Annotated in this window: 20 protein-coding genes; 7 read left to right on the top strand and 13 right to left on the bottom strand. The window is 72.9% G+C overall.

Features of this window, described 5'->3' with window-relative positions; genetic code table 11:
- Window positions 1-48: 48 nt before the first annotated feature.
- The 3 genes from STRVI_RS13910 to STRVI_RS13900 form a co-directional block, all read right to left on the bottom strand.
- Window positions 49-849 (bottom strand): carbon-nitrogen hydrolase family protein, encoded by an 801-nt coding sequence (locus STRVI_RS13910; protein WP_014056287.1) that lies wholly within the window; start codon window positions 847-849, stop codon window positions 49-51.
- A 373-nt stretch (window positions 850-1,222) separates the two neighbouring features.
- Window positions 1,223-1,678, bottom strand: coding sequence for an Lrp/AsnC family transcriptional regulator (locus STRVI_RS13905; RefSeq protein ID WP_014056286.1), 456 nt, complete (start codon window positions 1,676-1,678; stop codon window positions 1,223-1,225).
- Window positions 1,679-1,688: 10 nt separating this feature from the next.
- Window positions 1,689-3,161 carry an amino acid permease gene (locus STRVI_RS13900; RefSeq protein ID WP_014056285.1) on the bottom strand — a complete coding sequence of 491 codons (1,473 nt, stop codon included), beginning with the start codon at window positions 3,159-3,161 and terminating at the stop codon, window positions 1,689-1,691.
- A 300-nt stretch (window positions 3,162-3,461) separates the two neighbouring features.
- On the opposite strand from STRVI_RS13900, the gene STRVI_RS52050 reads away from it, so the two are divergent.
- Both STRVI_RS52050 and STRVI_RS13895 read left to right on the top strand, forming a co-directional pair.
- Window positions 3,462-3,668, top strand: coding sequence for a hypothetical protein (locus STRVI_RS52050; protein WP_014056284.1), 207 nt, complete (start codon window positions 3,462-3,464; stop codon window positions 3,666-3,668).
- Window positions 3,665-4,426, top strand: a complete 762-nt coding sequence (locus STRVI_RS13895) for a DUF2637 domain-containing protein (protein WP_014056283.1) — start codon at window positions 3,665-3,667, stop codon at window positions 4,424-4,426. Before STRVI_RS52050 ends, STRVI_RS13895 begins: the two co-directional genes overlap by 4 nt.
- Before the next feature lie 107 nt (window positions 4,427-4,533).
- On the opposite strand, the gene STRVI_RS13890 is transcribed toward STRVI_RS13895, so the two are convergent.
- On the bottom strand, window positions 4,534-5,997 hold the full coding sequence (locus STRVI_RS13890) for a GuaB1 family IMP dehydrogenase-related protein (protein WP_014056282.1): 1,464 nt from the start codon (window positions 5,995-5,997) through the stop codon (window positions 4,534-4,536).
- A 477-nt stretch (window positions 5,998-6,474) separates the two neighbouring features.
- Between STRVI_RS13890 and STRVI_RS52630 the strand changes: the two genes are divergently transcribed.
- The 3 genes from STRVI_RS52630 (at window position 6,475) to STRVI_RS13880 (ending at window position 11,217) form a co-directional block, all read left to right on the top strand.
- Window positions 6,475-6,636 carry an FDLD family class I lanthipeptide gene (locus STRVI_RS52630; RefSeq protein WP_014056281.1) on the top strand — a complete coding sequence of 54 codons (162 nt, stop codon included), beginning with the start codon at window positions 6,475-6,477 and terminating at the stop codon, window positions 6,634-6,636.
- Window positions 6,637-6,739: 103 nt separating this feature from the next.
- The gene (locus tag STRVI_RS13885; protein ID WP_014056280.1) at window positions 6,740-9,880 is read left to right on the top strand and encodes a lantibiotic dehydratase; all 3,141 of its coding nucleotides are present in this window, start codon (window positions 6,740-6,742) and stop codon (window positions 9,878-9,880) included.
- Window positions 9,877-11,217, top strand: coding sequence for a lanthionine synthetase C family protein (locus tag STRVI_RS13880; protein WP_014056279.1), 1,341 nt, complete (start codon window positions 9,877-9,879; stop codon window positions 11,215-11,217). The genes STRVI_RS13885 and STRVI_RS13880 overlap by 4 nt, the downstream gene beginning before the upstream one ends.
- Before the next feature lie 93 nt (window positions 11,218-11,310).
- Here the strand turns inward: STRVI_RS13880 and STRVI_RS13875 are convergent, their stop codons facing one another.
- Both STRVI_RS13875 and rpe read right to left on the bottom strand, forming a co-directional pair.
- Window positions 11,311-12,300 (bottom strand): sugar-binding transcriptional regulator, encoded by a 990-nt coding sequence (locus tag STRVI_RS13875; protein WP_208949236.1) that lies wholly within the window; start codon window positions 12,298-12,300, stop codon window positions 11,311-11,313.
- 135 nt (window positions 12,301-12,435) lie between these two features.
- Window positions 12,436-13,110, bottom strand: coding sequence for a ribulose-phosphate 3-epimerase (gene rpe / locus STRVI_RS13870; RefSeq protein WP_014056277.1), 675 nt, complete (start codon window positions 13,108-13,110; stop codon window positions 12,436-12,438).
- 169 nt (window positions 13,111-13,279) lie between these two features.
- On the opposite strand from rpe, the gene STRVI_RS13865 reads away from it, so the two are divergent.
- Window positions 13,280-14,227, top strand: coding sequence for a serine hydrolase (locus tag STRVI_RS13865; protein WP_014056276.1), 948 nt, complete (start codon window positions 13,280-13,282; stop codon window positions 14,225-14,227).
- A 103-nt stretch (window positions 14,228-14,330) separates the two neighbouring features.
- Here the strand turns inward: STRVI_RS13865 and STRVI_RS13860 are convergent, their stop codons facing one another.
- The 3 genes from STRVI_RS13860 to fmt form a co-directional block, all read right to left on the bottom strand.
- The gene (locus STRVI_RS13860; protein ID WP_014056275.1) at window positions 14,331-15,800 is read right to left on the bottom strand and encodes an RsmB/NOP family class I SAM-dependent RNA methyltransferase; all 1,470 of its coding nucleotides are present in this window, start codon (window positions 15,798-15,800) and stop codon (window positions 14,331-14,333) included.
- Between the two features lie 44 nt (window positions 15,801-15,844).
- Window positions 15,845-17,860 carry an ABC transporter ATP-binding protein gene (locus STRVI_RS13855; RefSeq protein WP_014056274.1) on the bottom strand — a complete coding sequence of 672 codons (2,016 nt, stop codon included), beginning with the start codon at window positions 17,858-17,860 and terminating at the stop codon, window positions 15,845-15,847.
- 235 nt (window positions 17,861-18,095) lie between these two features.
- Window positions 18,096-19,028: a methionyl-tRNA formyltransferase gene (gene fmt, locus STRVI_RS13850; RefSeq protein WP_043235881.1), complete on the bottom strand. Its 933-nt coding sequence runs from the start codon at window positions 19,026-19,028 to the stop codon at window positions 18,096-18,098.
- Between the two features lie 274 nt (window positions 19,029-19,302).
- On the opposite strand from fmt, the gene STRVI_RS13845 reads away from it, so the two are divergent.
- Window positions 19,303-19,821 carry a hypothetical protein gene (locus tag STRVI_RS13845; protein WP_014056272.1) on the top strand — a complete coding sequence of 173 codons (519 nt, stop codon included), beginning with the start codon at window positions 19,303-19,305 and terminating at the stop codon, window positions 19,819-19,821.
- Between the two features lie 761 nt (window positions 19,822-20,582).
- Here STRVI_RS13845 and STRVI_RS13840 read toward each other — a convergent pair.
- From STRVI_RS13840 to rpoZ, 4 genes are all read right to left on the bottom strand, one after another.
- Window positions 20,583-22,766, bottom strand: coding sequence for a primosomal protein N' (locus STRVI_RS13840; RefSeq protein WP_014056271.1), 2,184 nt, complete (start codon window positions 22,764-22,766; stop codon window positions 20,583-20,585).
- Window positions 22,767-22,868: 102 nt separating this feature from the next.
- Window positions 22,869-24,077 (bottom strand): methionine adenosyltransferase, encoded by a 1,209-nt coding sequence (metK, locus tag STRVI_RS13835; protein ID WP_014056270.1) that lies wholly within the window; start codon window positions 24,075-24,077, stop codon window positions 22,869-22,871.
- Window positions 24,078-24,365: 288 nt separating this feature from the next.
- Window positions 24,366-25,574 carry a bifunctional phosphopantothenoylcysteine decarboxylase/phosphopantothenate--cysteine ligase CoaBC gene (gene coaBC / locus STRVI_RS13830; RefSeq protein ID WP_014056269.1) on the bottom strand — a complete coding sequence of 403 codons (1,209 nt, stop codon included), beginning with the start codon at window positions 25,572-25,574 and terminating at the stop codon, window positions 24,366-24,368.
- A 128-nt stretch (window positions 25,575-25,702) separates the two neighbouring features.
- A complete protein-coding gene (gene rpoZ, locus STRVI_RS13825; protein ID WP_020867048.1) occupies window positions 25,703-25,963 on the bottom strand; it encodes a DNA-directed RNA polymerase subunit omega in 261 nt (86 codons plus the stop codon).
- Window positions 25,964-26,010: the final 47 nt, after the last annotated feature.

Below are 26,010 nucleotides of genomic sequence, written 5' to 3'. Positions count from 1 at the left end.
GCGTGTTTCGGGTACGGCGGAGGGCCGGACTGATCAGGTGAGGGCGGATCAGCCGAGGGAGGAGTACAGACCGGGGCGGCGGTCCCGCAGATACGGGTTGATCCGGCGCGAGGTGGTCAGCAGCTTGGGGGCGACATCGCCGAGGAGGAGTTCCTCGCCGCGGCCGGCGCGCAGACAGGTGGCGCCGTCGGGCCCGGCCAGACAGCTCAGGCCGACGAAGTCGAACTCGCCCTCGACGCCGCTGCGGTTGACGTACGCGATGTACATCTGGCTCTCGAAGGCGCGCACCGGAATCACGGATTCGGCGACGAACTCGAAGGGGTGCATCTGCGCGGTGGGCACCAGCAGCAGATCGGTCCCGGCCAGGGCATGGGCCCGTACGTTCTCGGGGAACTCCACGTCGTAGCAGATCAGGATGCCGACGGTCAGCTCGCCGACGGTGGCCTGGACGACGGGCGTCTCACCGGGGGTGAACGACGCCCGCTCGAAGCAGCCGTAGAGATGGGACTTGCGGTAGTTGGCCAGCTCGGCGCCGTCGGCCCCGACGAGCCGTGCGGAGTTGTACACGGCGCCCGCGTGGCTCTCGGGGTAGCCGTAGAGGATGGCGAGACCGTGCGTCGCGGCGATCTCGGCCACGGCCCGGCCGCTGGGCCCGTCGGCGGGCTCGGCCAGCTCCCGTACGCCGCGGCCGCCAATCGCGTATCCCGTGAGGAACATCTCCGCGGTGACCAGCAGCCCGGCCCCGTCGGCGGCCGCGCGGGCGGCGGCCTCGTCGAGGACCTTGAGGTTTCCGGCGGGATCGCCGGGGTGACCGGAGTTCTGGAGCAGAGCGGTGCGCAGCGGCGACATGGCAGACCTTGAGGGGAGGGGTACGGGTATAAAAACAGTACGTTGCCTCCGGATCGCCCAACAAGACGGCTTCGTTGCGTCCGGCGTCGATTCATGACGCATGGGGATCGGTGCGCGTCGATTCATTGCGCACGCCCTGAAGGGGCGCGGGGCTGTGTCGATGTGCGGCTCCGCCGCCTCGGGCGCGACCGGCGAGGGCGGGCGCCCTGAAGGGGCGCGGGGCTGTGTCGATGTGCGGCTCCGCCACGTGGGCGCGACCAGCCACGACGGCGCCGCAGCCGACCGACAGCAGCTCAGGGCAGACGCCCCTCAGCGTGACGCCGCAGCCGACCGGCAACAGGTCACCGAAGAACCCGCGCACCGAGCGGAGCGCCTACGTGGGCGCCCCCGAGCTGAACCGCCGCAGCAGGGGCGAGAGCACCAGCACGGACTTGGTGCGCTCCACGAACGCCTCCCCCGCGATCCGCTCCAGCACCCGCTCGAAGTGGCGCATATCGGAGGTGAAGACCTGGACGACGGCGTCCGCGTCGCCGGTGACGGTCGACGCGGACACCACCTCGGGATAGCGCGACAGGCCCCGGCGGATGGCGTCCGGCGAGGTGTTGTGGCGGCAGTAGAGCTCGATGAAGCCCTCGGTCTCCCACCCCAGTGCCACCGGGTCGACCCGCACCGTGAAGCCGGTGATGGCTCCCTCCGCGCGCAGCCGGTCCACCCGCCGTTTGACGGCGGGCGCGGACAGTCCGACCAGCTCGCCGATGTCGGCGTAGGAGCGGCGGGCGTCCTCGGCGAGGGCGTGGACGATGCGTTCGTCGAGATCATTCAGTCGCACTGGGGGGCAATCACTTCTCTGCTGTGGCCAGTCGGGATCGGCGCATGCCGTATGCGAAGTACAGCACAAGGCCGACGGCCATCCAGCAGCCGAAGACCACCCAGGTCACGAGCTGCAGGCTGCCCATCATCCACAGGCACAGCGCGAAGCCGATCACCGGGAAAAGCGGGGACAGCGGCACCCGGAAGGTGCGCGGCATATCGGGCCGGGTCCGGCGCAGCACGATCACCGCGATGTTGACCAGCGCGAAGGCGAAGAGGGTGCCGATGCTGGTGGCGTCGGCGAGCTGGCCGAGCGGGATCGCGGCGGCCAGGACCCCGCAGAAGAGCGAGACGATCACGGTGTTGGCGCGGGGCACCCCGGTCCTGGCGTGGACGGTGGAGAAGACCTTGGGCACCAGCCCGTCCCGGGACATCGCGAAGAGGATGCGGGTCTGGCCGTAGAGCACGGTCAGCACCACGGAGGCGATCGCGACGACCGCTCCGGCGGCCAGCAGCACGGCCCAGGCGTCCTGTCCGGTGACATCCTTCATGATCGAGGCGAGCGCGGCCTCGGAGCCGGAGAACTTCTTCCACGGCAGGGCGCCCACCGCGACGGCGGCGACCAGGCAGTACAGCGCGGTGACGATGATCAGCGAGAGCATGATCGCGCGGGGCAGGTCGCGCTGGGGGTTCTTGGCCTCCTCACCGGCCGTGGAGGCGGCGTCGAAGCCGATGTAGGAGAAGAAGAGGGTGGCGCCGGCGGCACTGACGCCCGCCATACCCAGCGGCATGAAGGGGGTGTAGTTGCCGGCCCGGATGCCGGTGAAGGCGACGGCACAGAAGAGGATCAGTGCCGCGATCTTCACCGCCACCATGACCGTGTTGGCGCGGGCGCTCTCCTTGGCGCCGCCCAGCAGGAACGCCATGGCCAGCAGCACCACGAGCAGGGCGGGCAGATTGAAGATCCCGCCGTCGCCGGGCGGGGCGGCCAGGGCGTCGGGGATGGTGACGCCGAGGGTGCCGTCGAGCAGTTCGTTGAGGTACTCGCCCCAGCCGACGGCGACGGCCGCTACCGAGACCCCGTACTCCAGGATCAGACACCAGCCGCAGACCCAGGCGATCAGCTCGCCCATCGTGGCGTAGGCGTAGGAGTAGGAGGAGCCGGAGACGGGGATGGTGCCCGCCAGCTCGGCGTAGGACAGCGCGGAGAACAGCGCGGTGAGCCCGGCGATGACGAAGGACACGATGACGGCGGGACCGGCGTCCGGCACGGCCTCGCCGAGCACCACGAAGATGCCGGTGCCCAGGGTGGCCCCGATGCTGATCATGGTGAGCTGCCACATGCCCATGGAGCGCCGCAGACTGCCGCCCTCGCCCTGGCCGCCCTCGGCGACCAGTCGTTCCACCGGCTTGCGCCGCATCAGCCGGGCGCCCAGCCCGCCGACCGGAGGGTCTGGTTCCGGTTGCTGGGTGGCGGGCGGTGCTGCGCCGTGCTCCAACACAGGGGTGGCTCCTTAATCGCTGCCATCGGGTGGTGGCGACCGACTGCGGACATACGGGTGCCCGAAGAGCAAACCCGCAGGTGGGAATCGTCGAGCAGTCGGTCCCCGCCACTCCACGTCAGCGCAAGACCCTATGAGCCGTCCGCCGACGGCCGTAATGGACCATGGTTGCGCATACCCGTGGCAACGTTGCGCGCGGGGGCGCTCGACGGGGAATCGTTGCGAGACAGTGCGCGAGTCAGCGCTCGTTTCACCCGAATGCCGCGATACTGCACCATTTTAGCGGTCGTTGGTGGGGACGTGACCACTGACAGCCTGCAACCACCCGATCACTCCCGCCTCAGTGCCGAACCCGTGTTCCGGCCCCGAGACCAGGGGGGTGACAGCGAGCGCTACCCGCTCGAATACTGCGCGAGAGTCTGGGAGGACTTCATCCGGGCACTGGGCCGGATCGAGGCGGACTTCGTCCAGCGGTCCGATACGCCGGAACCAGGCGTCAAGGCATGACGTACACCGAGCCGAGGCCGGGCGGCTACGGGCCCCCACCCACCGGCCACCGGCACGCCCCCGCGCCCCCTCCCGGGGAGCGGTACGAGGCGGCAGCCGATTATGAGATGAATCCTTTCCCCCTGCCCGACCCGGAGACCATCGAGGGCCGCTGGGACCTGGAGGGAGACCTGGCCCGGCTGCTCCAGACGACCTCCCCCGAGGAGTCGGTGCACACCACCGGTCCCATCGGACCGGTCGCCCCTCTCCACACCCCCTCCCCCACGCATGTACGGGGGCGCGGCAAGCGCCGCCGGGTCCGCTTCCGGCTGCCGACGCTGCCGTGGCTGCATGTGATCAGCCTGATCTTCGCGGCGGTGACCACAATCATCGTCGCGATGCTGAGCGTGCTCGGCGGAATGATCTCCTACGGCCCGCTGCGCTATCTCGCCTCCCCGAGCACCTCGGAGTCCATGGCGGCATGGTGGCCCCTGCTGGTCTACGGACCCTGGCTGGTCGCCTCGCTGTCGGTGCTGCGGGCCGCCCTGCACCGGCGGGGCGCCGCGCACTCATGGGCCGTGGTGGTGCTCTTCTCCACCATCGCGGTGTTCCTGTGCGTCGCACACGCCCCGCGGAACGCGCCCAGCATGGCCGTGGCCGGTCTTCCCCCGGTCGCCGCGCTGGTCTCGTTCCACCAGTTGGTCCGGCAGATCACCCTCACCAGCCCGCCGCGCCACGCGCTGCCCCGCACCCGGGGTGAGCGCGGAGTGGCGAGGTGAGACCCCGCCGCGACACACCACCACAACCCCCACTCACCCGAGCCGAGTGGGGGTTGTGGTGTTTCCGGGCTCGATTCGCCACCGGGGGCGAGCCGAACTCCTGAACCTCAGTCCCAGCTCGCGTGGAGCGGCTTGCCCTCCGCGTAGCCCGCGGCGCTCTGCACGCCCACCACTGCCCGCTCGTGGAACTCCTCCAGCGACCCGGCGCCCGCATAGGTGCAGGAGCTGCGCACGCCCGCGATGATCGAGTCGATCAGGTCCTCGACTCCCGGCCGGGCCGGGTCCAGGAACATCCGCGAGGTGGAGATGCCCTCCTCGAACAGCCCCTTGCGGGCCCGCTCGTACGCCGACTCGTCGCTGGTGCGGTTGCGCACCGCGCGTGCCGACGCCATGCCGAAGCTCTCCTTGTACGGCCGGCCGTCGGCGGTGTGCTGGAGGTCGCCGGGCGACTCGTACGTCCCCGCGAACCAGGAGCCGACCATCACGTTGGACGCCCCGGCCGCGAGCGCCATGGCGACGTCGCGGGGGTGCCGGATGCCACCGTCCGCCCAGATGTGCTTGCCGAACTTCCGTGCCTCGGCGGCGCATTCCAGCACCGCGGAGAACTGCGGACGGCCCACGCCGGTCATCATGCGGGTGGTGCACATCGCGCCCGGTCCGACGCCGACCTTGACGATGTCGGCACCGGCCTCGATGAGGTCGCGCACCCCCTCGGCGGCGACCACGTTGCCCGCCACCACCGGCACCCGCGGGCCCAGACCGCGGACCGCCTTGAGCGCGGTGATCATCGACTCCTGGTGGCCGTGGGCGGTATCCACGACGAGGGCGTCCGCCCCGGCGTCCAGGAGCGCCTTCGTACGGCCCTCCACATCGCCGTTGACCCCGACGGCGGCCGCGACCCGCAGCCGGCCGCCCGCGTCCACCGCGGGCTTGTAGAGCGTCGCGCGCAGCGCGCCCTTGCGGGTCAGGATGCCGACCAGCTTCCCGTCCGCGTCGACGGCGGGGGCGAGCTTGCGGTGGGCGGCGTCGAGGCGGTTGAACGCCTCCTGGGGGTCGATGTCCGCGTCGAGCACCATCAGTTCGCGCGACATCACCTCGGACAGTTGCGTGAAGCGGTCCACGCCGGTCAGGTCGGACTCGGTCACCACGCCCACCGGACGCCCGTCCTCGACCACCACGCCCGCGCCGTGTGCCCGCTTGGGCAGCAACGACAGCGCGTCGGCGACGGTGCCGGTCGGGGCGAGGACGATCGGGGTGTCCAGCACCAGATCGCGGCTCTTGACCCAGCGGATCACGTCGGTGACGACGTCGATCGGGATGTCCTGCGGGATGACGACGAGGCCACCGCGACGGGCGACCGTCTCGGCCATGCGGCGGCCGGCGATCGCGGTCATGTTGGCGACGACGAGCGGAATGGTGGTGCCGGTGCCGTCGGGTGAGGCCAGGTCCACCCCCTGGCGGGAGCCGACCGCGGAGCGGCTCGGCACCATGAACACATCGTCGTACGTCAGGTCGTAGGGAACCGGGGAAGATTCCACGTGGCGCCCCGTACCGGGCTCGAGGAAACGCATGAGTCTCACATTTTCACGCGAAACGACGCAGGTCACTCGCACAGCGGCACAACAAAACACCCCCGCATTCGTAGAGTCCTCCAAAGAGGCGCTGCGGGGGCTGCTGCGGTGCCGACAGGCAACCTGCCTTACGTCGAAACGTTACCCGAGCGCCCGCCCGAGGGCGAGTGACCCCATGCGGCGGAGCACCGTCTCGGCGCGCCCCCGAGCGGTCGGGGCCCGACCGGGAGCCATAGGAGGGCGCGATGGCGCCGTACGTTCCACCGCCCGCGACTTTCTGAGGCAAGCCCTAGATCTCGCTCTCCGCAGTTCCGGGATCACTGGTGGTGCGCGTACACAGGAGGTGCGGGGCGCTCGACACGAATGCCCCGCGTGCCAACCGCGCACGGGAGCCGCGCATGCCCATCCGCTGAGGTGTGTGTGAGCGGCCCTGGGTGCGAACGGCTGCCGTCGCCCCCTCTATCGAAGGAGTTGACCATGTCTATTGCCGTACCGGCCGAGTCGGCCAAGGAAATGTCGGAGTTCGACCTGGACGTGCGTGTCGAGCTCGACGAGCCGACGGCCGCGCAGGGCGCCGCCAGCGTCACGCCCGGGGCGTCCATCATCTGGTGCACGATCGTCGCCCCGGCCTGTGGCTAGTGGTGGATAGGAGGACGGGGCCCGGACCGGTGTCCGGGCCCCGTCCGGCTCGCCGACGGCGCAATTCTCGGCGGTGCCGAGCGTGAACGGGAGAGACGACCCCTTGTCCGAAGACCACGCGATGTTCCACGCGGAGCCCACCGGGATGCTCCGGGTACCCCTCCTTCCCCACTCGGCCACCGGGACCCGCGCACACCTCGACCCGCGCGACCGCGAACAGGTCCGCCGGTACATCGACGCGCTCCTGACCGACGAACGAGTCGAGGAAGCCCTCGCCGTCTCCAGCCCCTCACTGCACCGGACCGTCGAGGCGCTGCGCGCGGGCGCGCCGATGAAACCCGGCGCCCTGCGCAAGCTCACCCTCTCGGCGACGCGCTACGTCCTGCGGGCCGCCAGCCGCGCCACCCCCTTCGGACTCCTGGCGGGCGTCGCCCCGGTGTCCTTCGGCGCGGCGGGCCGCCAGGTCCGGCTGGGCACCCGGCACCGCAAGGCGGTGCGCCCGGACGGCGGCTGGCTGACCGGCGTGCTCACCGCCTGGGAGGGCGACCTCGAGGTGCTGCGGGCGCTGCGCGTCGTGGCGAACGACCTGGGCTTCGCACGCGGGCAGCGCTGGGTGCTCCCCTGCGGCTACGACGCGCAGGACCCCGCCGGCTCCGATGAGCCGGCCGCCGACGAACGGCGGCGCGAGGGGCGGACCGCCCAGGAGATCTCCGTACGCCACACGGCGGCCGTGAAGACCATCCTCGCCGCCACCCGGCACCCCCGCCCGGCCGGGGGCCTGCTGAAGACCCTCGACGAGGCGTACCCGAACGTCCCCGCGTCCGCCAAGGAAGGGCTTCTCCTCGAGCTCGTCCGCCAGGGCTTCCTCCTCACCGAGCTGCGCCCCCCGCTCGGCGAGACCGACCCGCTGCGGTACGCGGTGGACGTCCTCAAGTCCGTGGGCCAGGCCGACAAGGCGGGCGAACTGGCCGCCATCGGCGACCTGTTGGAGGAATACGGCGCGGAACGCCTCGGCGCGGGGCTCGGCCGCTGGAAGAAGGCGCTGGACGCGATGGGCGGCCTGCGCGCCGATGACCGGCCGATCCAGGTCGACATGCGGCTGGACGCCGAAGTCACCCTGGACCGGGAGGTGTTGCGGGAGGCGGAGCGCGCGGCCACGGCGCTGTGTCTCGCCGCGCCCGACACAATGCCGACGCCGGAGCTGCGGGAGTACCGTGACGCGTTCGTCGAACGCTACGGCACCGGCCGGGCCGTGCCTCTCGCCGACGTCCTCGACCCGCACACCGGCCTGGGCCCGCCCGGCGGCTACGACCACCCCAAAAGCGAGCGGCGCACGGCGGAGGCCGGTGAGCCGAGCGAACGCGACCGGGCCCGGAACGACTTCCTGGCCGAGCTGGCCCTCACCGCGATCGCGTCGGGCGAGCGCGAAGTGGTGCTCGACGACGCGGCGCTCGACCGGCTGCGCGGCTCCGGAGCACCGCCCCCGGCCGCGCTGGAACTCTGCGCCCATCTGACCGCCCCCTCGCGGCGATCCCTCGACGAGGGCGACTTCACGCTCGTGCTCTCCCCGTCGACGGGATCGCCGGCACCGGGCGCGCTCTTCGGCCGGTTCGCCTACCTCCTCGACGACGTGGAGGAGGTGGGCGAGTTGGTGCGCCGTTCCGCCGCCGACTCGGCCCGGGACGGCGCGCTCCAGGCGCACCTGGACTTCCTGCCCCTGAGGGGGCGGGACGCCAATGTGGCCCGCGTTCGGCCGTTCTGGACCGAGCGGGTCGCGGTGGGCTGCTTCGCGGACCGCGCCTCGCCCGCCGTGCGGGGAATGGGCGATCTCGCACTGGCCGCCGACCCGGACCGGCTGTATCTCGTGGACGCCTCGACCGGACAGGAGATCAACCCCCGGGTTCCGACCATGCTCGACCCGCGGCGCGCCCCCGCGGCGGTCCGGCTGCTGCGCGAGGTGCCGACGATGGGCGGCTGGCCCTCGTGCGTATGGACATGGGGGCGTCTCTCCACCCTTCACCACCTGCCCCGCGTCCGGTTCGGCAGGACGGTCCTCGCCCCCGCCCGATGGCGGCTGACCGACCCCGGCCTGTTCGACTCCGCCCTCCCCGACGCGGAGTGGGAGCGCCGTTTGGACGACTGGCGGGCGCGCTGGAACGTGCCCGACCGGGTCGCCGTCGGCGGCGGCGATCACCGGGTGGAGCTCGACCTGACCGCCCCGCTCCACCGCATGGTGCTGCGCCGCGAGCTCGGCCGGAGCAAGGACGTGACGGCGTACGAGACGCCCGAGGACGCGGGGGCGGGCGACGGCTGGCTCACCACCGACTCGGGGGCGTTCAGCAGCGAACTGGTGATACCGCTGCTGCCCGCCCGTCCGGCGCCCGCCGAGTCCCCGGCCGTCCGGGCTCCGGCGCGGCGGATCCGCCCGGTCGGTCCGCCCGTCCCGCGGCACAGCCGCGAGTGGCTCTACGGCAGGCTCTCCACCTATGCGGGCCGCCAGGACGAGGTGCTGGCCGAGCATCTGCCCCGGCTGCTGGCGGCCCTGCCGCCCGCGGTGGACCGCTGGTTCTTCATCCGCTACGCCGATCCGGCCGGCGCACATCTGCGGCTGCGCTTCCACGGCGACCCCGCGACGCTCCACGGCGAGCTGACACCGGGCGTCCTCGACTGGGTGGAGCAGCTGCGCGACCTGCGCCTGGCCGGGGCGTTCGTCATCGACGGCTATGAACCCGAAACCCACCGCTACGGCGGCCACGAGGCCATCGAGGCCGCCGAGACGGTCTTCCACCACGACAGCGTGGCCGCCCTCGAACAGCTCCGCCTGCGGGCGGCCGGCGCGGTCACCGTCGAGCCGCAGGTGCTCGCCGCCGCCAACTACCTCGACCTCGCCCGCCAGGTCCACGGCGACCGGTGGACCGGCTGGTGGCTGCGCGACCCGCGGGACGAGGAGCACCACGCCTACTTCCGGGAACGCCGCGCGGCGGCACTCCGCCTGCTGGACGGCGGGCTCCGGGCGACGTTCCCCGCCGAGGGCGCTGCCGCCGCGCTCGCCGCCCTCGACGCCAGGGCGGCCGCCATGCGCGCCTATGCCTCCGTGGCCGCCGACCCGTCGGTGCTGGCGAGCGTGTTGCATATGCACCACAACCGGCTGATCGGCACCTCACGCACCTCCGAAGGCCGTTCACTGGCGGTGGCGCGTGGCCTCGCCCAGGCCGACCACGGACGGCGGAGGCACCTCGGATGACGACGGAGGCATCTCGGGCGACGGCGGAGGCATCTCGGGCGACGGCGGCATCAGCCCGGCGGTGGGACCTCGACACGGTGGTGGCCGAGATCGCCGCCCGTATCCGCGACCACGTCACCGGCACCGGGGACTTTCCCGCTGCAGGGCTCGGCATGGGTGCCTCGGGGGCGGCGCTGTTGCTCAGCGAGCTGAGCAGGAACGACCCGGGCCTGCGCCCGACCGTCCACGCCCTGCTGGCGGCGGAGGCCGGGTACGCCGGTGCCAGAGGTCCCGGGCTGATCACGGGCCTGGGCAGTCTCGGCTTCGCCGCCAAGCATGCCGCCCGCTCGCCCCGGGACTACGCCACCGTACGGGGCCGGGTGGACGCGACCCTGCGGCATCGCCTCGCGAAGGTCCTCGACGCCGAGTACGGCCGGATGGAATCCGATGTCCCCGGGGCGGACCGGGAACACTTCGACGTCGTCTCCGGTGTGACCGGCCTCGGCCGGTACTTCCTCGCCGAGCCGTCCGACCCCGAAGCCGTCCACGACGTGCTGCGGTATCTCGTCGCCCTCACCGAGCCCGTCAGGGCCGCGGCCGGGCCGCTGCCCGGCTGGTTCAGCCCCCCGTGGCCCGCCGCGGTGGACCCGCGGCGGCGGGAGTGGGTGCTCGACCTGGGCCTCGCCCACGGCATCGCCGGGCCGCTCGCGCTGCTGTCCCTGTGCTGGACGCGCGGACTGCGCGTCCCCGGCCACGACACGGCCATCCGCCGTATCGCCCGGTGGCTGATGAGCTGGCGCCAGGAGGACCCGGACGCGGGCCCCGGCTGGCCCGGTACGGTCTCCGCCGACCAGGAGCTGGCGGCCACCCGGCCCGCCCTGGGGCCGGGGCGCGCGAGCTGGTGCTACGGCGCTCCGGGAATCGCCCGCGCGCTCCAGCTCGCCGGAGTCGCGCTGGGCGAGGACGCGTGGGTGCACACCGCGGCGGAGGCGATGAGGGCGGTCTTCGCCCGCCCCGGCGGACTGCGGGGGATGGACGATCCCGGGCTGTGCCACGGCCTCGCCGGGCTGGCCCGGATCACCGGGCGGATGGCCGACGAACTGGACGACGCGTCGCTGTCCGCGCGGGCGGACGAGATCGCCGAGCGGCTGTGCGCCCGCTTCGACCCTGGCACGGCCTTCGGCTTTCCCACCGCGCCGGTGCTCCCGCTCCGGCCGGAGCCGCTGGACGCGCCGACGTTCCTGGAGGGCGCGGCGGGCGTCGCGCTCGTTCTGCTCGGCCGGAGCACGCCGCCCGCCGGAACCGCCGACGGTGAGGACCGTGAGGTGCCGTGGGACGCCGCCCTGCTTCTGGCGTGATCCGATGTGGCGAGCGGCGGGCCGCTCGCCATTTCCCCCTTGCCCGCCGTTCCCCCTTGCTCGCCGCGGCCGGTGCTCGCCGCGACCGGCCCGCTACACGCCGTCCGGGTCGGCGCGGTCCAGGGCGGGGTGGGCGGCGGGGGTGGTTTCGGCGAGCAGGTAGTCCGCGGCGGCGGTGTCCGTCACCAGGCTGGTGACCAGGCCGGACCTCAGCACCGCCCCGATCGCCTCGGCCTTACGGCGGCCACCGGCGATGGCCACCACCTCGGGAATCCGGCGCAGCCGGTCGGCCTCCACGGTGATGCAGCGCTCGCCCAGGTCGCGGCCGATGCGGCGGCCCTCGGCGTCGAAGAGGTGGGCCGACATCTCGGCGGCGGCGCCCAGGTTCTCGTAGTGGGCCCGCTCCTTCTCCGTCAGCATGTCGTAGACCGTGGAGATGCCGGCCTCCCAGGAGCCGATGGAGACGCAGGCCACGGTGACCTTGTCGAAGTACTCGAAGGCGCGGGCGATACCGGTCTGGCCGCGCAGGGCGTCCGCGGTGGCCGTGTCCGGCAGCAGCATCGGCGCGTAGATGGGGTGCGCCTCACCGCCCGAGACGGCGGCGGCGCGGCGCACCGCCTCGACCGAGCCGCGCTCGGCCGTGCCCGCGTCGTACACGCCGGTGAGCTGGACGACGGTGCACGGCGGCAGCCGGTGCAGCGCGGCCGCCATGTGGATCGTGGACCGGCCCCAGGCCAGCCCCAGCACATCCCCCTCGGTCACCAGCTCGCCCAGCAGGTCCGCGGCGACCTCGCCGAGGTTCTCCGGGTCCGGGGTGTCCGCCTCGGCGTCGGCCGGTGACTCCACGACGACCGCGTGGCGCAGCCCGTAGCGGGCGCGCAGGGCGTCGGAGCGCTCCGCGTCGAGTTCGGCGGGAACCCGGATCTCGATGCGCACCAGATCGCGCTCGAGCGCCGTCTCCAGCACCCGCGCGACCTTGAAGCGGCTGACGCCGAACTCCTCGGCGATCTGGATCTTGGACTTGCCCTCGAGGTAGAAACGGCGCGCCATGGCCGCCGCCTGCACCAGTTCGGCGGGTCCCATCCGCGTGGCTGAACGGCCCGTCGACACCGCGGTCTCCTCACTATTCACTGTCCGGACTCACCGTTCATCCTGTCAGAAACGGCGGAGTTGGTTCGCCCTTCACCCTTGAGTTCATCGACCGGTAGCTACGTCGCCTCATGTTCCGGGGGTGCCGGTTGCCTTCTCGGCGAGCCGGCGCAGTGCCTGTACGGCCTTGGCCGGGTCGTCGGCGCCGTAGACGGCCGAGCCCGCCACGAACACATCGGCGCCCGCCTCGGCGCACCGCTCGATGGTGGCGGCCGAGACCCCGCCGTCCACCTGGAGCCACATCTGCAATCCATGCTTGTCGATCAACTGCCGGGTGCGGCGGATCTTCGGCAGCATGATGTCGAGGAACGCCTGGCCGCCGAAACCGGGTTCCACGGTCATGACCAGCAGCATGTCCAGCTCGGGCAGCAGATCCTCGTACGGCTCGATGGGCGTGGCCGGCTTGAGCGCCATCGAGGCCCGCGCGCCCTTGGCCCGGATCTCGCGCGCCAGCCGCACCGGCGCGGCCGCGGCCTCCACATGGAAGGTGACGGAACCGGCGCCCGCCTCGATGTACTGCGGCGCCCAGCGGTCCGGGTCGTCGATCATGAGATGGCAGTCCAGCGGGGTTTCGGTGACCTTGCCCAGCGACTCGACCACCGGAACCCCGAGGGTGAGGTTCGGGACGAAGTGGTTGTCCATGACGTCGACGTGGAGCCAGTCGGCACCCTCGACCGCCTTCGCCTCATCCGCGAGGCGGGAGAAGTCTGCGGACAGGATGCTGGGGTTGATCTGCAAGGCCATGCCCCCAGCCTCCCACGGTCGGAGCCGGTCCATGGAGCCGGGATCATCGCAACGGCCCGCACCGCCGTGATCACTTGGTTCCGCTCCGATCGACGCACGGCGACGGAGCCAGGACCATGAAGAAATCGAAGGAAACCCCTAGACGTCACGTGCAAACAGGCAACCCACCATGACCAGCGATCGAATACCCCGGCATCTCAAACCCCGGCATCCCCGCACCGCGGTGTGCGCGGCGCTGACCGCGGCCGTCCTCGTATCACCGGTCGCCGGGGCCGGGCCCGCCTCCGCCGCGGCCACGGCACCGCGGCCGGTCTGCGTCTCACACCAGTCCGGGCTGGCCGGCAAGCTGTCCAAGGACATCGCCGCGGCGCTGCGCGGCCGGTCCGGCACCACCGCGATCAGCCTCCGCGACCACGCCACCCACACCCGCTGCACCCTGCGCGCGAACCAGCGGTTCGACTCCGCGAGCGTGGTGAAGGCGACGGTCCTGGGGACGCTGCTGTGGGACGCGCAGCGCCACCACCGGCCGCTGACCAAGAGCGAGAAGACCCTCGCCAAGGCCATGATCACCAAGTCGGACAACGCCTCGACCAGCAAGCTGTGGAAGAAGCTGAAAGCCTCCCGGGTCAAGGCGTTCCTGCGGGCGGCGGGCATGGACGCCACCGTGCCCGGCAAGAACGGCTACTGGGGCCTCACCCAGGTCACCGCGAACGACCAGGAGCGGCTCCTGGACCTGATCACTCACCCGAATACGGTGCTGACCGACGCCTCCCGCCGCTACATCCTCTCGCTGATGGGCAAGGTCATCCGCGAACAGCGCTGGGGCACCCCGGCCGGCGCCCCCGGCGGGGTGCGGATCCAGGTGAAGAACGGCTGGCTGGAGCGGTCGACGCACGGCTGGCGGGTGCACAGCATCGGGGCCTTCACCGGCGGCGGCCACGACTACACCCTCACCGTGCTCACCCAGGACAACCGCACCATGAAGGCGGGCGTGGCCACCATCGAGGCGGTGGCACGCGCGGTGCACAAGGACCTCAACCCCACCGCCCACGCGGCCGCCGTCTACGCCCCGACCGACCGGCCCCAGGAAGCGCTTCCGGCGGTCCCGAAGGACTGACGCGCCGTTCACCGCGGCCGTGCGATGCCCCGGGGCCGCTCTCTCTCCGGGAACCCGCGAGAAGAACGGGCGCGGTCAGCCGGTGCGGCGCGACCGGGCGCGGTCAGCCGGTGCGGCGCAGCAGGGCCAGATACATGGCGTCCGTACCGTGCCGGTGCGGCCATAGCTGGATGTCCGGGCCGTCGCCCAGCTCGGGCACCCCCGGCAGCAGCGGACGGGCGTCGATCCACTCCGCGGAGACGGCCGGGCCGCCACGCCCCTTGAGGACGTCCTCGACCACGGCCCTGGTCTCGGCCGGATGCGGGGAACAGGTCGCATAGCCGACCACGCCGCCGATCCGCGCCGAGGCCAGGGCCTCCCGCAGCAGCCCGCGCTGCAGCGGGGCGAAGCCGTCGAGGTCCTCGGGGCGGCGCCGCCAGCGCGCCTCGGGGCGGCGGCGCAGCGCACCGAGCCCGGTGCACGGCACATCCACCAGCACCCGGTCGAAGGCGCCGGGCCGCCACGGCGGCCGGGTGCCGTCCGCGGCGATCACCTGGTACGGGCCGGGGTTGCCCGCCAGGGCCCTGGCCACCAGCCGGGCCCGGTGCGGCTGCTTCTCGGCGGCCAGCAGCGCGGCGCCGCGCTCCGCGGCCAGCGCGGCGAGCAGCGCGGCCTTGCCGCCGGGGCCCGCGCAGCCGTCCAGCCAGCGCCGGTCCTCCCCCTCCAGCGGCGCGTTCGCCAGCGCGAGGGCCACCAGTTGGCTGCCCTCGTCCTGCACCCCGGCACGCCCCTCGCGCACCGCCTCCAGCGCCCCGGGCTCCCCGCCCTCGGTGAGCCGCACCGCGTACGGTGACCAGCGGCCCTGTACCGCGGCCCCCTCGCCCACCGCGTCCAGCAACTCCCCGGCCGTGGACCGGCCGGGGCGGGCGACGAGGGTGACCTCGGGCCGTTCGTTGTCCGCGGCCAGCAGCTCCTCGATCCCGGAGCTGCCGCCGCCGAGCGCGTCCCACAGGGCGGAGACGACCCAGCGCGGATGCGAGTGGCGGACGCCCAGATGCTCCTCGGGGTCCTCGTCGTAGGGCGGGGCGACCCGCTCCAGCCAGCCGTCGAGGTCATGGGCGGCGATCCTGCGCAGCACCGCGTTGACGAACTTGGCCCGGCCGTCGCCGAGCACCACCCGCGCCAGCTCGACGCTGGCCGAGACGGCGGCGTGCGTAGGGATACGGGTCCCCAGAAGCTGATGGGCGCCGAGGTTCAGCACATCGAGCACGGGCGGATCCACCTCGCGCAGCGGGCGGTCCACGCATTCGGCGATGATCGCGTCGTAGGTGCCCTGATGGCGCAGGGTGCCGTAGACCAGCTCGGTGGCGAGCGCCGCGTCCCGGGCGTCGAACCGCGGCCCGCCGGCCTCCGCGCTCTCCCGCGCCTTGCGCAGCAGGGGCGGGAGAACGAGGTTGGCGTACGCGTCCCGTTCGTCGACCGCCCGCAGCGCCTCGAAGGCGAGGATCCGCACGGGGTCCTTCTGCGGGCGGCGATAGGGCTTGCCAGGCCGGGGCGGGGCGTGGGGACGGCGACGACGGGGCTGGTCGGTCACGGGAAATGTGCTCCGGGGGACGGATCGGGCTTGAAGAGACCAGCCTACGTCGCCGGGGCCTCGGCGGCCGTGGGGCCGCCGTCCAGGGCCGTGACCTCGGCGCCGGTGCCGGGGGCACTCGCTCCGTCCACGACCGCCACCTTCGTGCCGGTGCCGGGGGCACTCGCTCCGTCCACGGCGAACCCGTCGCCCATCGGGGCCGGCTGCTCGAACTGGGTGCGGTACAGCTCCTCGTAGCGGCCTCCGGCGGCCAGCAGCGCGGTGTGCGTACCGCGCTCCACGATCCGCCCGTCCTCGACGACGAGAATGAGATCCGCCGCCCGAACCGTGGACAGCCGATGGGCGATCACCATCGCGGTGCGCCCCTCCAGCGCCTCGCCGAGCGCCTCCTGCACATCCGCCTCCGAAGTGGCGTCCAGATGCGCGGTGGCCTCGTCGAGGATCACCACCCGGGGCCGGGCCAGCAGCAGCCGGGCGATGGTCAGCCGCTGGCGCTCACCGCCGGAGAGGCGGTAGCCGCGCTCGCCCACGACGGTCTCCAGCCCGTCCGGCAGGGAAGCGATCAGCCCCTCCAGCCGGGCCCGGCGCAGCACTTCCCACAGCTCCTCGTCGGTGGCCTCCGGCCGGGCCAGCAGCAGATTGGCGCGGATCGAGTCGTGGAAGAGATGGCCGTCCTGCGTGACCATGCCGAGGGTGGCGCGGATCGAATCGGCGGTCAGATCGCGGACGTCCACCCCGGAGAGCCGTACGGCGCCGCCGTCGGCGTCGTAGAGCCTCGGCAGTAGCTGCGCGATGGTCGACTTCCCGGCGCCGGAGGAGCCCACCAGCGCGACCATCTGGCCCGGTTCGGCGCGGAAGGAAAGCTGGTGCAGGACCTGGACGCCACCGCGGGTGTCCAGGGTGGCGACCTCCTCCAGGGAGGCGAGGGAGACCTTGTCCGCGGCCGGGTAGCCGAAGTCGACGCGGTCGAACTCGACGGACACGGGCCCGTCGGGGACCTCCCGGGCGTCCGGCTTCTCCTTGATCAGCGGCTCGAGGTCGAGCACCTCGAAGACCCGCTCGAAGCTGACGAGCGCGCTCATGACCTCGACCCGCGCCCCGGCCAGCGCGGTCAGCGGCGCGTACAGCCGGGTGAGGAGCAGCGCGAGCGCGACGACGGCGCCGGGGTCGAGCCGCCCGTGCAGCGCGAACCAGCCGCCGAGGCCGTAGACCAGGGCGAGGGCCAGGGCGGAGACGAGGGTCAGCGCGGTCACGAAGGAGACCTGGACCATCGCGGTCCGCACCCCGATGTCCCGCACCCGCCGGGTCCGCGCGGCGAACTCGGCGGACTCGTCGGCGGGCCGGCCGAAGAGCTTGACGAGAGTGGCCCCGGGCGCGGAGAAGCGCTCGGTCATCTGGGTACTCATCGCGGCGTTGTGCGCGGCCGCCTCGCGTCGCAGCTTCGCCAGCCGTCCGCCCACCCGGCGTGCGGGCAGCAGGAAGAGGGGCAGGAGCACCAGCGTCAGCAGGGTGATCTGCCACGAGATCCCGATCATGACGACCAGGGTGAGCAGCAGCGTCACCATATTGCCGACCACCCCGGAGAGGGTGTCGCTGAACGCCCGCTGCGCACCGATGACGTCGTTGTTGAGCCGGCTGACCAGCGCACCGGTGCGGGTCCGGGTGAAGAACGCCACCGGCATCCGCTGGACGTGGTCGAAGACGGAGGTGCGCAGATCGAGGATCAGCCCCTCGCCGATGTTCGCCGACAGCCAGCGGGTCAGCAGCCCGATGGCCGCCTCCGCCACGGCGATGGCGGCGATGAGCCCGGCCAGCCCGAGCACCGTGTCCTGTCCCGAATGGTGGACGATCGCGTCCACCACCCGGCCGGCCAGCAGCGGCGTCGCCACCGCGAGCACCGCCGTGACCGTGCTCAGCACCAGGAACAGTTGCAGCCGACGGCGGTGCGGACGGGCAAAGGCGCCGATGCGGCGCAGCGTCTCGCGGGAGAAGGGCCGCCGGTCGTCACTGGCATTGGACGCCTGATACAGGGAATGCCAGGCGGTCACTTCGATGTCCATCACGTACCTCCGAGGTCTCATGAGGAACGTAGGACTTCAACATAGGTTGAAGTCAACATCCGCCGCCCCGGCGCGCCCGATGGCCGCCTTTCAGCCCTGCGGACCTGCTCGGGTTTCTGCCCTGTGGACCTGCTCGGGTTTCTGCCCTGTGGACCTGCTCGGGATCGCCGTGCCGCTGGGTCCGCCTCGGTCCTGTGGCGTGTGCCGCTGGAGCGGCTTCAGCCCCGTGGTCCGCTCAGGCCCCGAGCCGCTCGCCCTCCGCGATCCGCACCCCGCGCGCCCAATCCGCCGCGAGCATCGGCTTCTTGCCCTGCGGCCGCACCCAGGCCAGCTCGACGGCATGGCTGCCGGTGCCCACGTACACGGCCTTCTTGGTCGCGGCCAGCCGCCCGGGCTCCAGATCCGTACGGTCCGCCACCGGCCGCGCCGAGACGACCTTCAGCCGCTCCTCACGGAAGGTGGTCCACGCACCCGGGGCGGGGGTGCACGCCCGCACCAGCCGGTCGACGCGCAGCGCGGGCGCCGTCCAGTCGATCTTCGCGTCCTCGACGGTGATCTTCGGGGCGAGCGAGATGCCCTCGGCAGGCTGCGGCACCGGGAGCAGCGTGCCGTTCTCGATGCCGTCCATCGTCGCCTCGAGCAGCCCCGCACCGGCGAAGGCGAGCCGGGTCAGCAGATCGCCGCTGGTGTCGGTGGCCCGCACCTCCTCCGTCACCACCCCGAACACCGGCCCGGAGTCCAGCCCTTCCTCGATCTGGAAGGTCGAGGCGCCGGTCATCTCGTCGCCCGCGAGCACCGAGTGCTGCACGGGTGCCGCGCCCCGCCACGCCGGGAGCAGCGAGAAGTGCAGATTGACCCAGCCATGCGCCGGGATCTCCAGCGCGGCCTTGGGCAGCAGCGCGCCGTAGGCCACCACCGGGCAGCAGTCCGGTGCGATCTCGCCGAGCCGGGCGAGGAACTCCGGATCGCGCGGCTTGGCGGGCTTGAGCACCTCGATACCCGCCTCCTCGGCCCGTTCGGCGACCGGGCTGGCCACCATCCGGCGACCGCGCCCGGCGGGCGCGTCGGGACGGGTCACCACGGCCACCACCTCGTGCTTCTCCGACGCGATCAGCGCGTCCAGAGCGGGCAGGGCTACCTCGGGGGTACCGGCGAACACGAGCCTCATGGGTGGCGAACTACCTCTCACACAGCGGATACGGCGGAACGTCGCAAACAGCCCCTGAAGTCTATGGTCCGCCGGCCGAGGGGGCGTACGGGCGGACTGCCGCACGCCCCGGACCGTGACCGACGGGCGGGTGCCGCGTTGGTCAAGGCAGATTGACCGCATCGGGCCGCTGCCGCGGCCCGATGCGTTTCCCGCCGCCCGTTCGACTTCCCCCTCCAGCATCAGCCCCCTCCATCCCCCATCCCCCGTCAACGCCCGTTCGAGAGGCTTGTACATGGCCGACCACGCAACTCATGACGCCCAGGCACGGGCCAGCCTGCACCTCCTGGTCCGGGACATCGAGCGGGTCCGCCGGCAGGTGGACGCGCTGCGCACGCTCACCGCCCAGCTCGGCAACGTCTACCGCCCCCGTCGCACCGGCCCGGCCGCCGGTTTCGTGGTCTACGGACGCGCTCCGGCCCCCACCGTGCGGCTCGCCCAGGAACTGCGCGACAGCGTCGAGACGCTGGTCACCGCCGCCGTCGACTTCGACCGCTCGCTGGGCTTCTCCTGGGACGCGGTGGGCTCCGCGCTCGGCGTCACCAAGCAGGCGGTGCACCGCCGTTACGGCTCGCGCCGGGCCGCCGCGCAGAACGCCCCCGAGGGCGGCGAACCGTCCCCGGGCCGCCCGACCGAGCCCGCCGCCGTACCCTCGGTGCCCGCCGCGCGCACGGTCCCGCCGCAGTCGACGCCGTCGCTCCGCGAGGACCCCCGCCCCAGCCCCAGCCCCTTCCCCGGCCCCCGCCACGGCTGACTGGGCGCCCCCCTTTCTTTGAGGCTCGGTTCGCCTCCGGGGCGCAAAAGCCTCCCCCAGCTACCGCTGGGAGGTACCCCCTGTCGACGGTCGACCGTGCCCGGCCCCTTCGTTTCCCCAGGGGCCTGCGCGCGCTCTCCCTTACGACAGCGACGCACCCCTTCGCCTCGCCCCCAGCTACCGCTGAGAGGTGCCCCCTGCCGGTAAGCCCAAGCGCCCGGAAGTTTTACGGCACCCTGCGGCTTACCCGGTTCCTCCGGGGCGCCCCCGGCCAGTAGGCCCAAGCCCCCGGAGACTCTGCGGCACCCTGCCCTTCGCCCTGGCTGCCGCCGGACGGGCGCACCAGGCCAGAGGAACCGAGCGCCGGAAGACCCCAGCACCCGCCCTGCGGCACCCGGAGGCACTACGGCAGCGCGGCGGCACGGTCCCGGCCGGGGGCTCCGTGCTCCAGGGCATCGGCGCCGCGTCCGACTGGCTGACGGCCCATGTGCCAGGCAAGGTGCGCAACTGCGGCCGCCCCGGGTCCACTTCGACCGAGCTGTCCCGGCAGGATCCGACCTGCGGCTTACCCGGTCACTCCGAAGGGCGCCCCCGGCCGGTAAGCCCCAGCACCCGGAGGCCCTGCGGCCCCCGGACACTCCGCAGCACCCGGTGCGCGCCCCCGGCCGCAGCACCCGGTGCGCGCCCCCGGCCGGGAGCAGCCGAGGTCGGCCAATGCCCAGGCCGAGGTCAGCCAATCCCCAGACCGGGATCAGCTCAGGTCAGCCAATATCCAGCGGATCCACCCGCACCGCGGGATCCTTCTCCCCCCGCGCCAGGCGGCCCGCCTTCGCCTCCTTGAGGGCCGCCGCGAGGGCGCTGCCCTGGCCGGGAGGTACCCGCAGCAGCGCGCGCTCCCAGACCTCGCCCGGCGGCGGGTCTCCGGGGCGGCGCGGACGTCCAGGGGGCGCCGGGGGCAGCGGGACCGGGCCCAGCGTCTCGGCCCCCTCGGGCAGCCCGGCCGAGGCGATCAGCTCGGCCACCGCCTCCGCGGGGCCGGTCACCGCCGCCATCCGTGAGATCGGCGGAAAGCCTAGCTGGGACCGCTCGGCCAGCTCACGTGCCGCATACCCGGCCGGGTCCCAGCGCACCAGTGCCTGGACGGGCCGCTGCGTCGGCTCGGCCATGATCACTACCGTGCCGCCCCCGCCGTCGCCCCCCTCGCCCTCGCCCCCGCCCCCGTCACCGTGGCCGCGGACCAGTGAGGCCGCCTCCAGCCAGTGGCGCAGCGCGTCCTCACCGGCGCGCAGGTCGGGGCGGCCGAGCAGGGCCCAGCCGTCGAGCAGCAGCGCCGCGGCGTAACCGCCCTCGGCGACCGGCTCGGCGCCCGGCGTGCTCACGACGAGCGCCGGACGGTCGGGGACGGACGTCAGCACATGGTCGCGGCCGGAGGTGCGCACGGGCACGGCCGGGAAGGCGCGGCCCAGCTCCTCGGCGGTGCGCCGGGCGCCGACTATGGACGCCCGCAGCCGGACACCCCCGCATTCACGGCAGTGCCAGGCGGGTTCGTCCCGCCCGCACCATCCGCACACCAGATGCTCCGCGTCCCGCGCCTCCAGCGGGCCCGAGCAGTGCGCACAGCGCGCGGGCTCCCGGCAGCGCTCACAGGCCAGCTTCGGCACATAGCCCCGGCGCGGCACCTGTACCAGCACCGGGCCCCGGGTCAGCGCCGCCCGTACGGTCTGCCAGGCGAGTGTGGGCAGCCGGGCGGCACGGGCCTCCGTGTCCCGGGCCACCTCGCCCTCGTCGACCGTACGGATCAGCGGGGCGGCCGCGCGGACCTGCTCGCGGTCGGCTTCGAGCGGCCGCGCCCAGCCGTTCTCCACCAACTGGGCGGCCTCGACGGTGCGGCCCAGGTCGCCCAGGAGAAAGCCGGTCTTCTCATGGACGGCGCGCAGCAGCAGCACATCGCGGGCGTGCGGCTGCGGCAGCCGGTCGTCGCTGTGGCTGCGGTCCCCGTCGTCCCAGATCCCCACCAGCCCGAGGTCCCGGACCGGTGCGAACATCGCCGCCCGGGTGCCCACCACCGCCCGGACCGAGCCCCGGCTGACCGCCAGCCAGCGGCGGTAGCGCTCCTCGGGCCCGAGGTCGGCGGTGAGCAGCACATGCCGCCCCGGGCCGCCGAGCACCTCCGTGAGCGCCGCGTCCACCCGCTCGGCGGTCCGCCCGTCCGGGACGACGACGAGCGCCCCGCGCCCGGACGCGAGCGTGGCGGCCACGGCGGTGGCCCACTCCCGGGGCCAGTGCGGCCCGGGCAGCGCGGTCCATACGGCCCGCGGCCGGTCACCGCGGGCAAGCGCCTCCAGGAACCCGGGCCCGGCCGGATAGCGCTCCCAGCTCCCGGGCGCGGGCGGCTCCGGCGGGGGCAGCGGCGGCGATGACGGCTCGCCCTCGGCGCGGGCGTTGCGCTTGGGCAGGGCGAGCTGCAGCACATCGGCGAGCGATCCGGCGTACCGGTCGGCGACCGCCCGGCACAGCGCCAGCAGCCCCGGCCCCAGCACCGGCTCCGGGGAGACCACCTGCGCGAGGGCGGCCAGCGGGCCCCGGTACTCGGACTCGGCGACGCGCTCGATGACGTACCCGTCGAGCAGCCCGCCACCCTCGCGCCGCCCCTCGCGCACCTTCCCCGTCCCGGCCCCGAACCGCACCCGCACCCGCACCCCGGGCCGGGCCTCGGCGTCCATCTCGGCCGGCACCGCGTAGTCCCACAGCTTGTCGAGGTGGACCGGCCCCTTGTCGACCAGCACCCGCGCCACGGGCAGCTCACCGGCCAGCTTGGCCCCCCGCCAGGTCCGCGGCCTGGCCCGCTCCCCCTTGGCCTTGCGCACGGTCTCCCGAATGAGCGCGAGCTGCTCCCCCTCCGACGCCTCCGCCGGATCCTTCGGCCGCTCGTTGTCCCTGCTCACAGATCAAGTCTTAGCAGACCGCACGGACAGCAACGCATGCGAAGGCCCGGACGCCGAGGAGCGTCCGGGCCTTCGCGGAAACCGTGGCCGAAGCGGGGGGTGCTACAGGCCCGCCGCCGCGCGGAGGGCGTCGACGCGGTCGGTGCGCTCCCAGGTGAAGTCGGGGATCTCACGGCCGAAGTGGCCGTACGCCGCGGTCTGGGCGTAGATCGGGCGCAGCAGGTCGAGGTCGCGGATGATCGCGGCCGGGCGAAGGTCGAAGACCTCGGAGATGGCCTTCTCGATCTTCTCGGCGTCGACCGCGGCGGTGCCGAAGGTCTCGACGAAGAGGCCGACCGGCTCGGCCTTGCCGATGGCGTACGCGACCTGCACCTCGCAGCGCTGCGCGAGGCCCGCGGCGACCACGTTCTTGGCGACCCAGCGCATGGCGTAGGCGGCGGAGCGGTCGACCTTGGAGGGGTCCTTGCCGGAGAACGCGCCGCCGCCGTGGCGGGACATGCCGCCGTAGGTGTCGATGATGATCTTGCGGCCGGTGAGACCGGCGTCGCCCATCGGGCCGCCGATCTCGAAGCGCCCGGTCGGGTTGACCAGCAGGCGGTAGCCCTCGGTGTCGAGCTTGATGCCGTCCTCGACCAGCTCGTTCAGCACGTGCTCGACCACGAATTCCCGGATGTCGGGCGCCAGCAGCGAGTCCAGGTCGATGTCGGAGGCGTGCTGCGAGGAGACGACGACGGTGTCCAGGCGGACCGCCTTGTGGCCGTCGTACTCGATGGTGACCTGGGTCTTGCCGTCCGGACGCAGGTAGGGGATGGTCCCGTTCTTGCGCACGTCGGACAGCCGGCGGGAGAGCCGGTGCGCCAGGTTGATCGGCAGCGGCATCAGCTCGGGCGTCTCGTCGCAGGCGTACCCGAACATCAGGCCCTGGTCGCCCGCGCCCTGCTTGTCCAGCTCGTCCTCATCGCCCTCGACCCGGAGCTCGTAGGCGGAGTCCACACCCTGGGCGATGTCGGGGGACTGTGAGCCGATCGACACCGAGACGCCGCAGGAGGCGCCGTCGAAGCCCTTCTTCGACGAGTCGTAGCCGATGTCGAGGATCTTGTTCCGCACGAGCGCCGCGATCGGGGCGTACGCCTTGGTGGTCACCTCGCCGGCTACATGCACCAGGCCGGTGGTGATCAACGTCTCGACGGCGACCCGGGAGGTCGGGTCCTCCTTGAGAAGGGCGTCGAGGATGGTGTCGCTGATCTGGTCAGCGATCTTGTCGGGGTGACCCTCGGTCACGGATTCCGAGGTGAACAGGCGGCGGGACACATCGCTCCCTGGGGTTGCAGCGGCTGCTGGCTGATCATGGTCGGACCGCTCGGGAGCTGCGCCCGGTGCGGTTCCTGGGCCAGTTTATCCGGCACGTCCACCGGTCAAGCATCCCCGTCCCACAGAACGGGCAGGCCCGTGACCGGGAACATACCTTGCCTCAAGCCGAAATACAGCCCCACCCCGCCGTGGCAGGCACGTGTCATGAGCCCGATCGGCCGCAGTGCGGCCCCCGCCGAGGGCGTCCGCCGGGCTCCGCGTGAGGCCCGCCGGACGCCCGGGCCGGGCTCATCCCAGGCGGTCGGCCACCAGGTCCCAGACGGTGTCGGCGAGCGCGCCCTTGGGCCCGTACGGCACGGGCGTCTCGGTCCCGTCGGCACCGAGCACCACGGCCTCATTGGTCTCGGCGCCGAAGGTCTTGTGCTCCCCGACCTCGTTCACCACCAGCAGATCGCAGCCCTTGCGGGCGAGCTTGGCGCGGCCGTTGGCGAGCACATCGTCGGTTTCGGCGGCGAAGCCGACCACGATCTGGCCGGGGCGGGCGCGTTCCGCGGAAATCTCCGCGAGGATGTCCGGATTCCGTACCAGGGTGATCGGCTCGGGCTCCTGGCCGTCGCGCTTCTTGATCTTCCCCTCGGCGTAGTGCGCGGGGCGGAAGTCGGCGACGGCGGCGGCCATCACCACGGCGTCGGCGTCCGCGGCGGCCTTGAGCACGGCCTCCCGGAGCTGCGCGGCGGTGCCCGCGCGCAGCACATCGGCGCCGGCCGGGTCGGGCAGCTCGCTGTTGGCCGAGACAAGAGTCACGCGCGCGCCGCGGGCGACGGCGGCACGGGCCAGGGCGTACCCCTGCCGGCCGGTGGAGCGGTTGCCGAGGAAGCGCACCGGGTCCAGCGGCTCGCGGGTGCCTCCGGCGCTGACCACGACATGGCGGCCGGCCAGATCGGTGGTGTGCGACTCGGCGCCGCGGGCCAGCACCCGGCGGCAGACCTCGAAGATCTCCCCGGGGTCCGGCAGCCGCCCCTTGCCGGTGTCCACACCGGTGAGCCGTCCCACGGCGGGTTCGATGACGACCGCGCCGCGGCGGCGCAGGGTCGCCACGTTCTCCTGGGTGGCGGGGTGCTCCCACATCTCGGTGTGCATCGCGGGCGCGAAGACGACCGGGCAGCGCGCGGTGAGCAGCGTATTGGTGAGCAGATCGTCCGCGAGGCCATGGGCGGCCTTGGCGAGCAGATCGGTGGTGGCGGGGGCGATCACGACCAGATCGGCGGACTGGCCGATGCGGACGTGCGGCACCTCGTGGACGGAGTCCCACACCTCGGTCGCCACCGGATGTCCGGACAGCGCCGACCAGGTCGCCTCGCCGACGAAGTGCAGCGCCGAGGCGGTCGGCACGACGCGTACGTCATGGCCGGACTCGGTGAGGCGGCGCAGCAGCTCGCACGCCTTGTAGGCGGCGATCCCGCCACTGACGCCCAGGACCACTTTGGGCTTGTCCATCGCTCCGCTCCCCACCGGGTACGTCGTCTGTCCTACGTCCAGTCACGGTACGCCGGGTCGCGTCACGTACCCATGACACACCACGAGCCCGGCAGTCACTGCCGGGCCGTGGGTGAAGCGATCGAAACCTACTGGGCCGGGCCCTCGATGGCCTCGGAGGTCAGCAGGCCCGCGTTGATCTCGCGGAGCGCGATCGAGAGGGGCTTCTCGTGGACGTGGGTGTCCACGAGGGGACCGACGTACTCGAGCAGGCCCTCACCGAGCTGCGAGTAGTACGCGTTGATCTGCCGCGCGCGCTTGGCCGCGTAGATCACCAGGCTGTACTTGGAGTCGGTGGCCTCGAGCAGCTCATCAATCGGAGGGTTGATGATCCCCTCGGGCGCGGTCATGGGAGAGGACACTCTCTAGCCTTCCTTATTACGCCTCATGGCAAGAG

Source organism: Streptomyces violaceusniger Tu 4113 (genome assembly GCF_000147815.2).
Taxonomy (GTDB): Bacteria; Actinomycetota; Actinomycetes; order Streptomycetales; family Streptomycetaceae; genus Streptomyces; species Streptomyces violaceusniger_A.
This window is presented reverse-complemented; position numbering and strand designations above follow the sequence as displayed.

Bases quoted from the DNA above. Each gene is read 5' to 3' on its own strand.
- STRVI_RS13910 (WP_014056287.1), bottom strand. From the start codon at position 849: ATGTCGCCGCTGCGCACCGCTCTGCTCCAGAACTCCGGTCACCCCGGC.
- STRVI_RS13895 (WP_014056283.1), top strand. From the start codon at position 3,665: ATGACGTACACCGAGCCGAGGCCGGGCGGCTACGGGCCCCCACCCACC.
- STRVI_RS13890 (WP_014056282.1), bottom strand. From the start codon at position 5,997: ATGCGTTTCCTCGAGCCCGGTACGGGGCGCCACGTGGAATCTTCCCCG.
- STRVI_RS52630 (WP_014056281.1), top strand. From the start codon at position 6,475: ATGTCTATTGCCGTACCGGCCGAGTCGGCCAAGGAAATGTCGGAGTTC.
- STRVI_RS13880 (WP_014056279.1), top strand. From the start codon at position 9,877: ATGACGACGGAGGCATCTCGGGCGACGGCGGAGGCATCTCGGGCGACG.
- STRVI_RS13875 (WP_208949236.1), bottom strand. From the start codon at position 12,300: ATGGGACCCGCCGAACTGGTGCAGGCGGCGGCCATGGCGCGCCGTTTC.
- rpe (WP_014056277.1), bottom strand. From the start codon at position 13,110: ATGGCCTTGCAGATCAACCCCAGCATCCTGTCCGCAGACTTCTCCCGC.
- STRVI_RS13865 (WP_014056276.1), top strand. From the start codon at position 13,280: ATGACCAGCGATCGAATACCCCGGCATCTCAAACCCCGGCATCCCCGC.
- STRVI_RS13855 (WP_014056274.1), bottom strand. From the start codon at position 17,860: ATGGACATCGAAGTGACCGCCTGGCATTCCCTGTATCAGGCGTCCAAT.
- fmt (WP_043235881.1), bottom strand. From the start codon at position 19,028: ATGAGGCTCGTGTTCGCCGGTACCCCCGAGGTAGCCCTGCCCGCTCTG.
- STRVI_RS13845 (WP_014056272.1), top strand. From the start codon at position 19,303: ATGGCCGACCACGCAACTCATGACGCCCAGGCACGGGCCAGCCTGCAC.
- coaBC (WP_014056269.1), bottom strand. From the start codon at position 25,574: ATGGACAAGCCCAAAGTGGTCCTGGGCGTCAGTGGCGGGATCGCCGCC.
- rpoZ (WP_020867048.1), bottom strand. From the start codon at position 25,963: ATGACCGCGCCCGAGGGGATCATCAACCCTCCGATTGATGAGCTGCTC.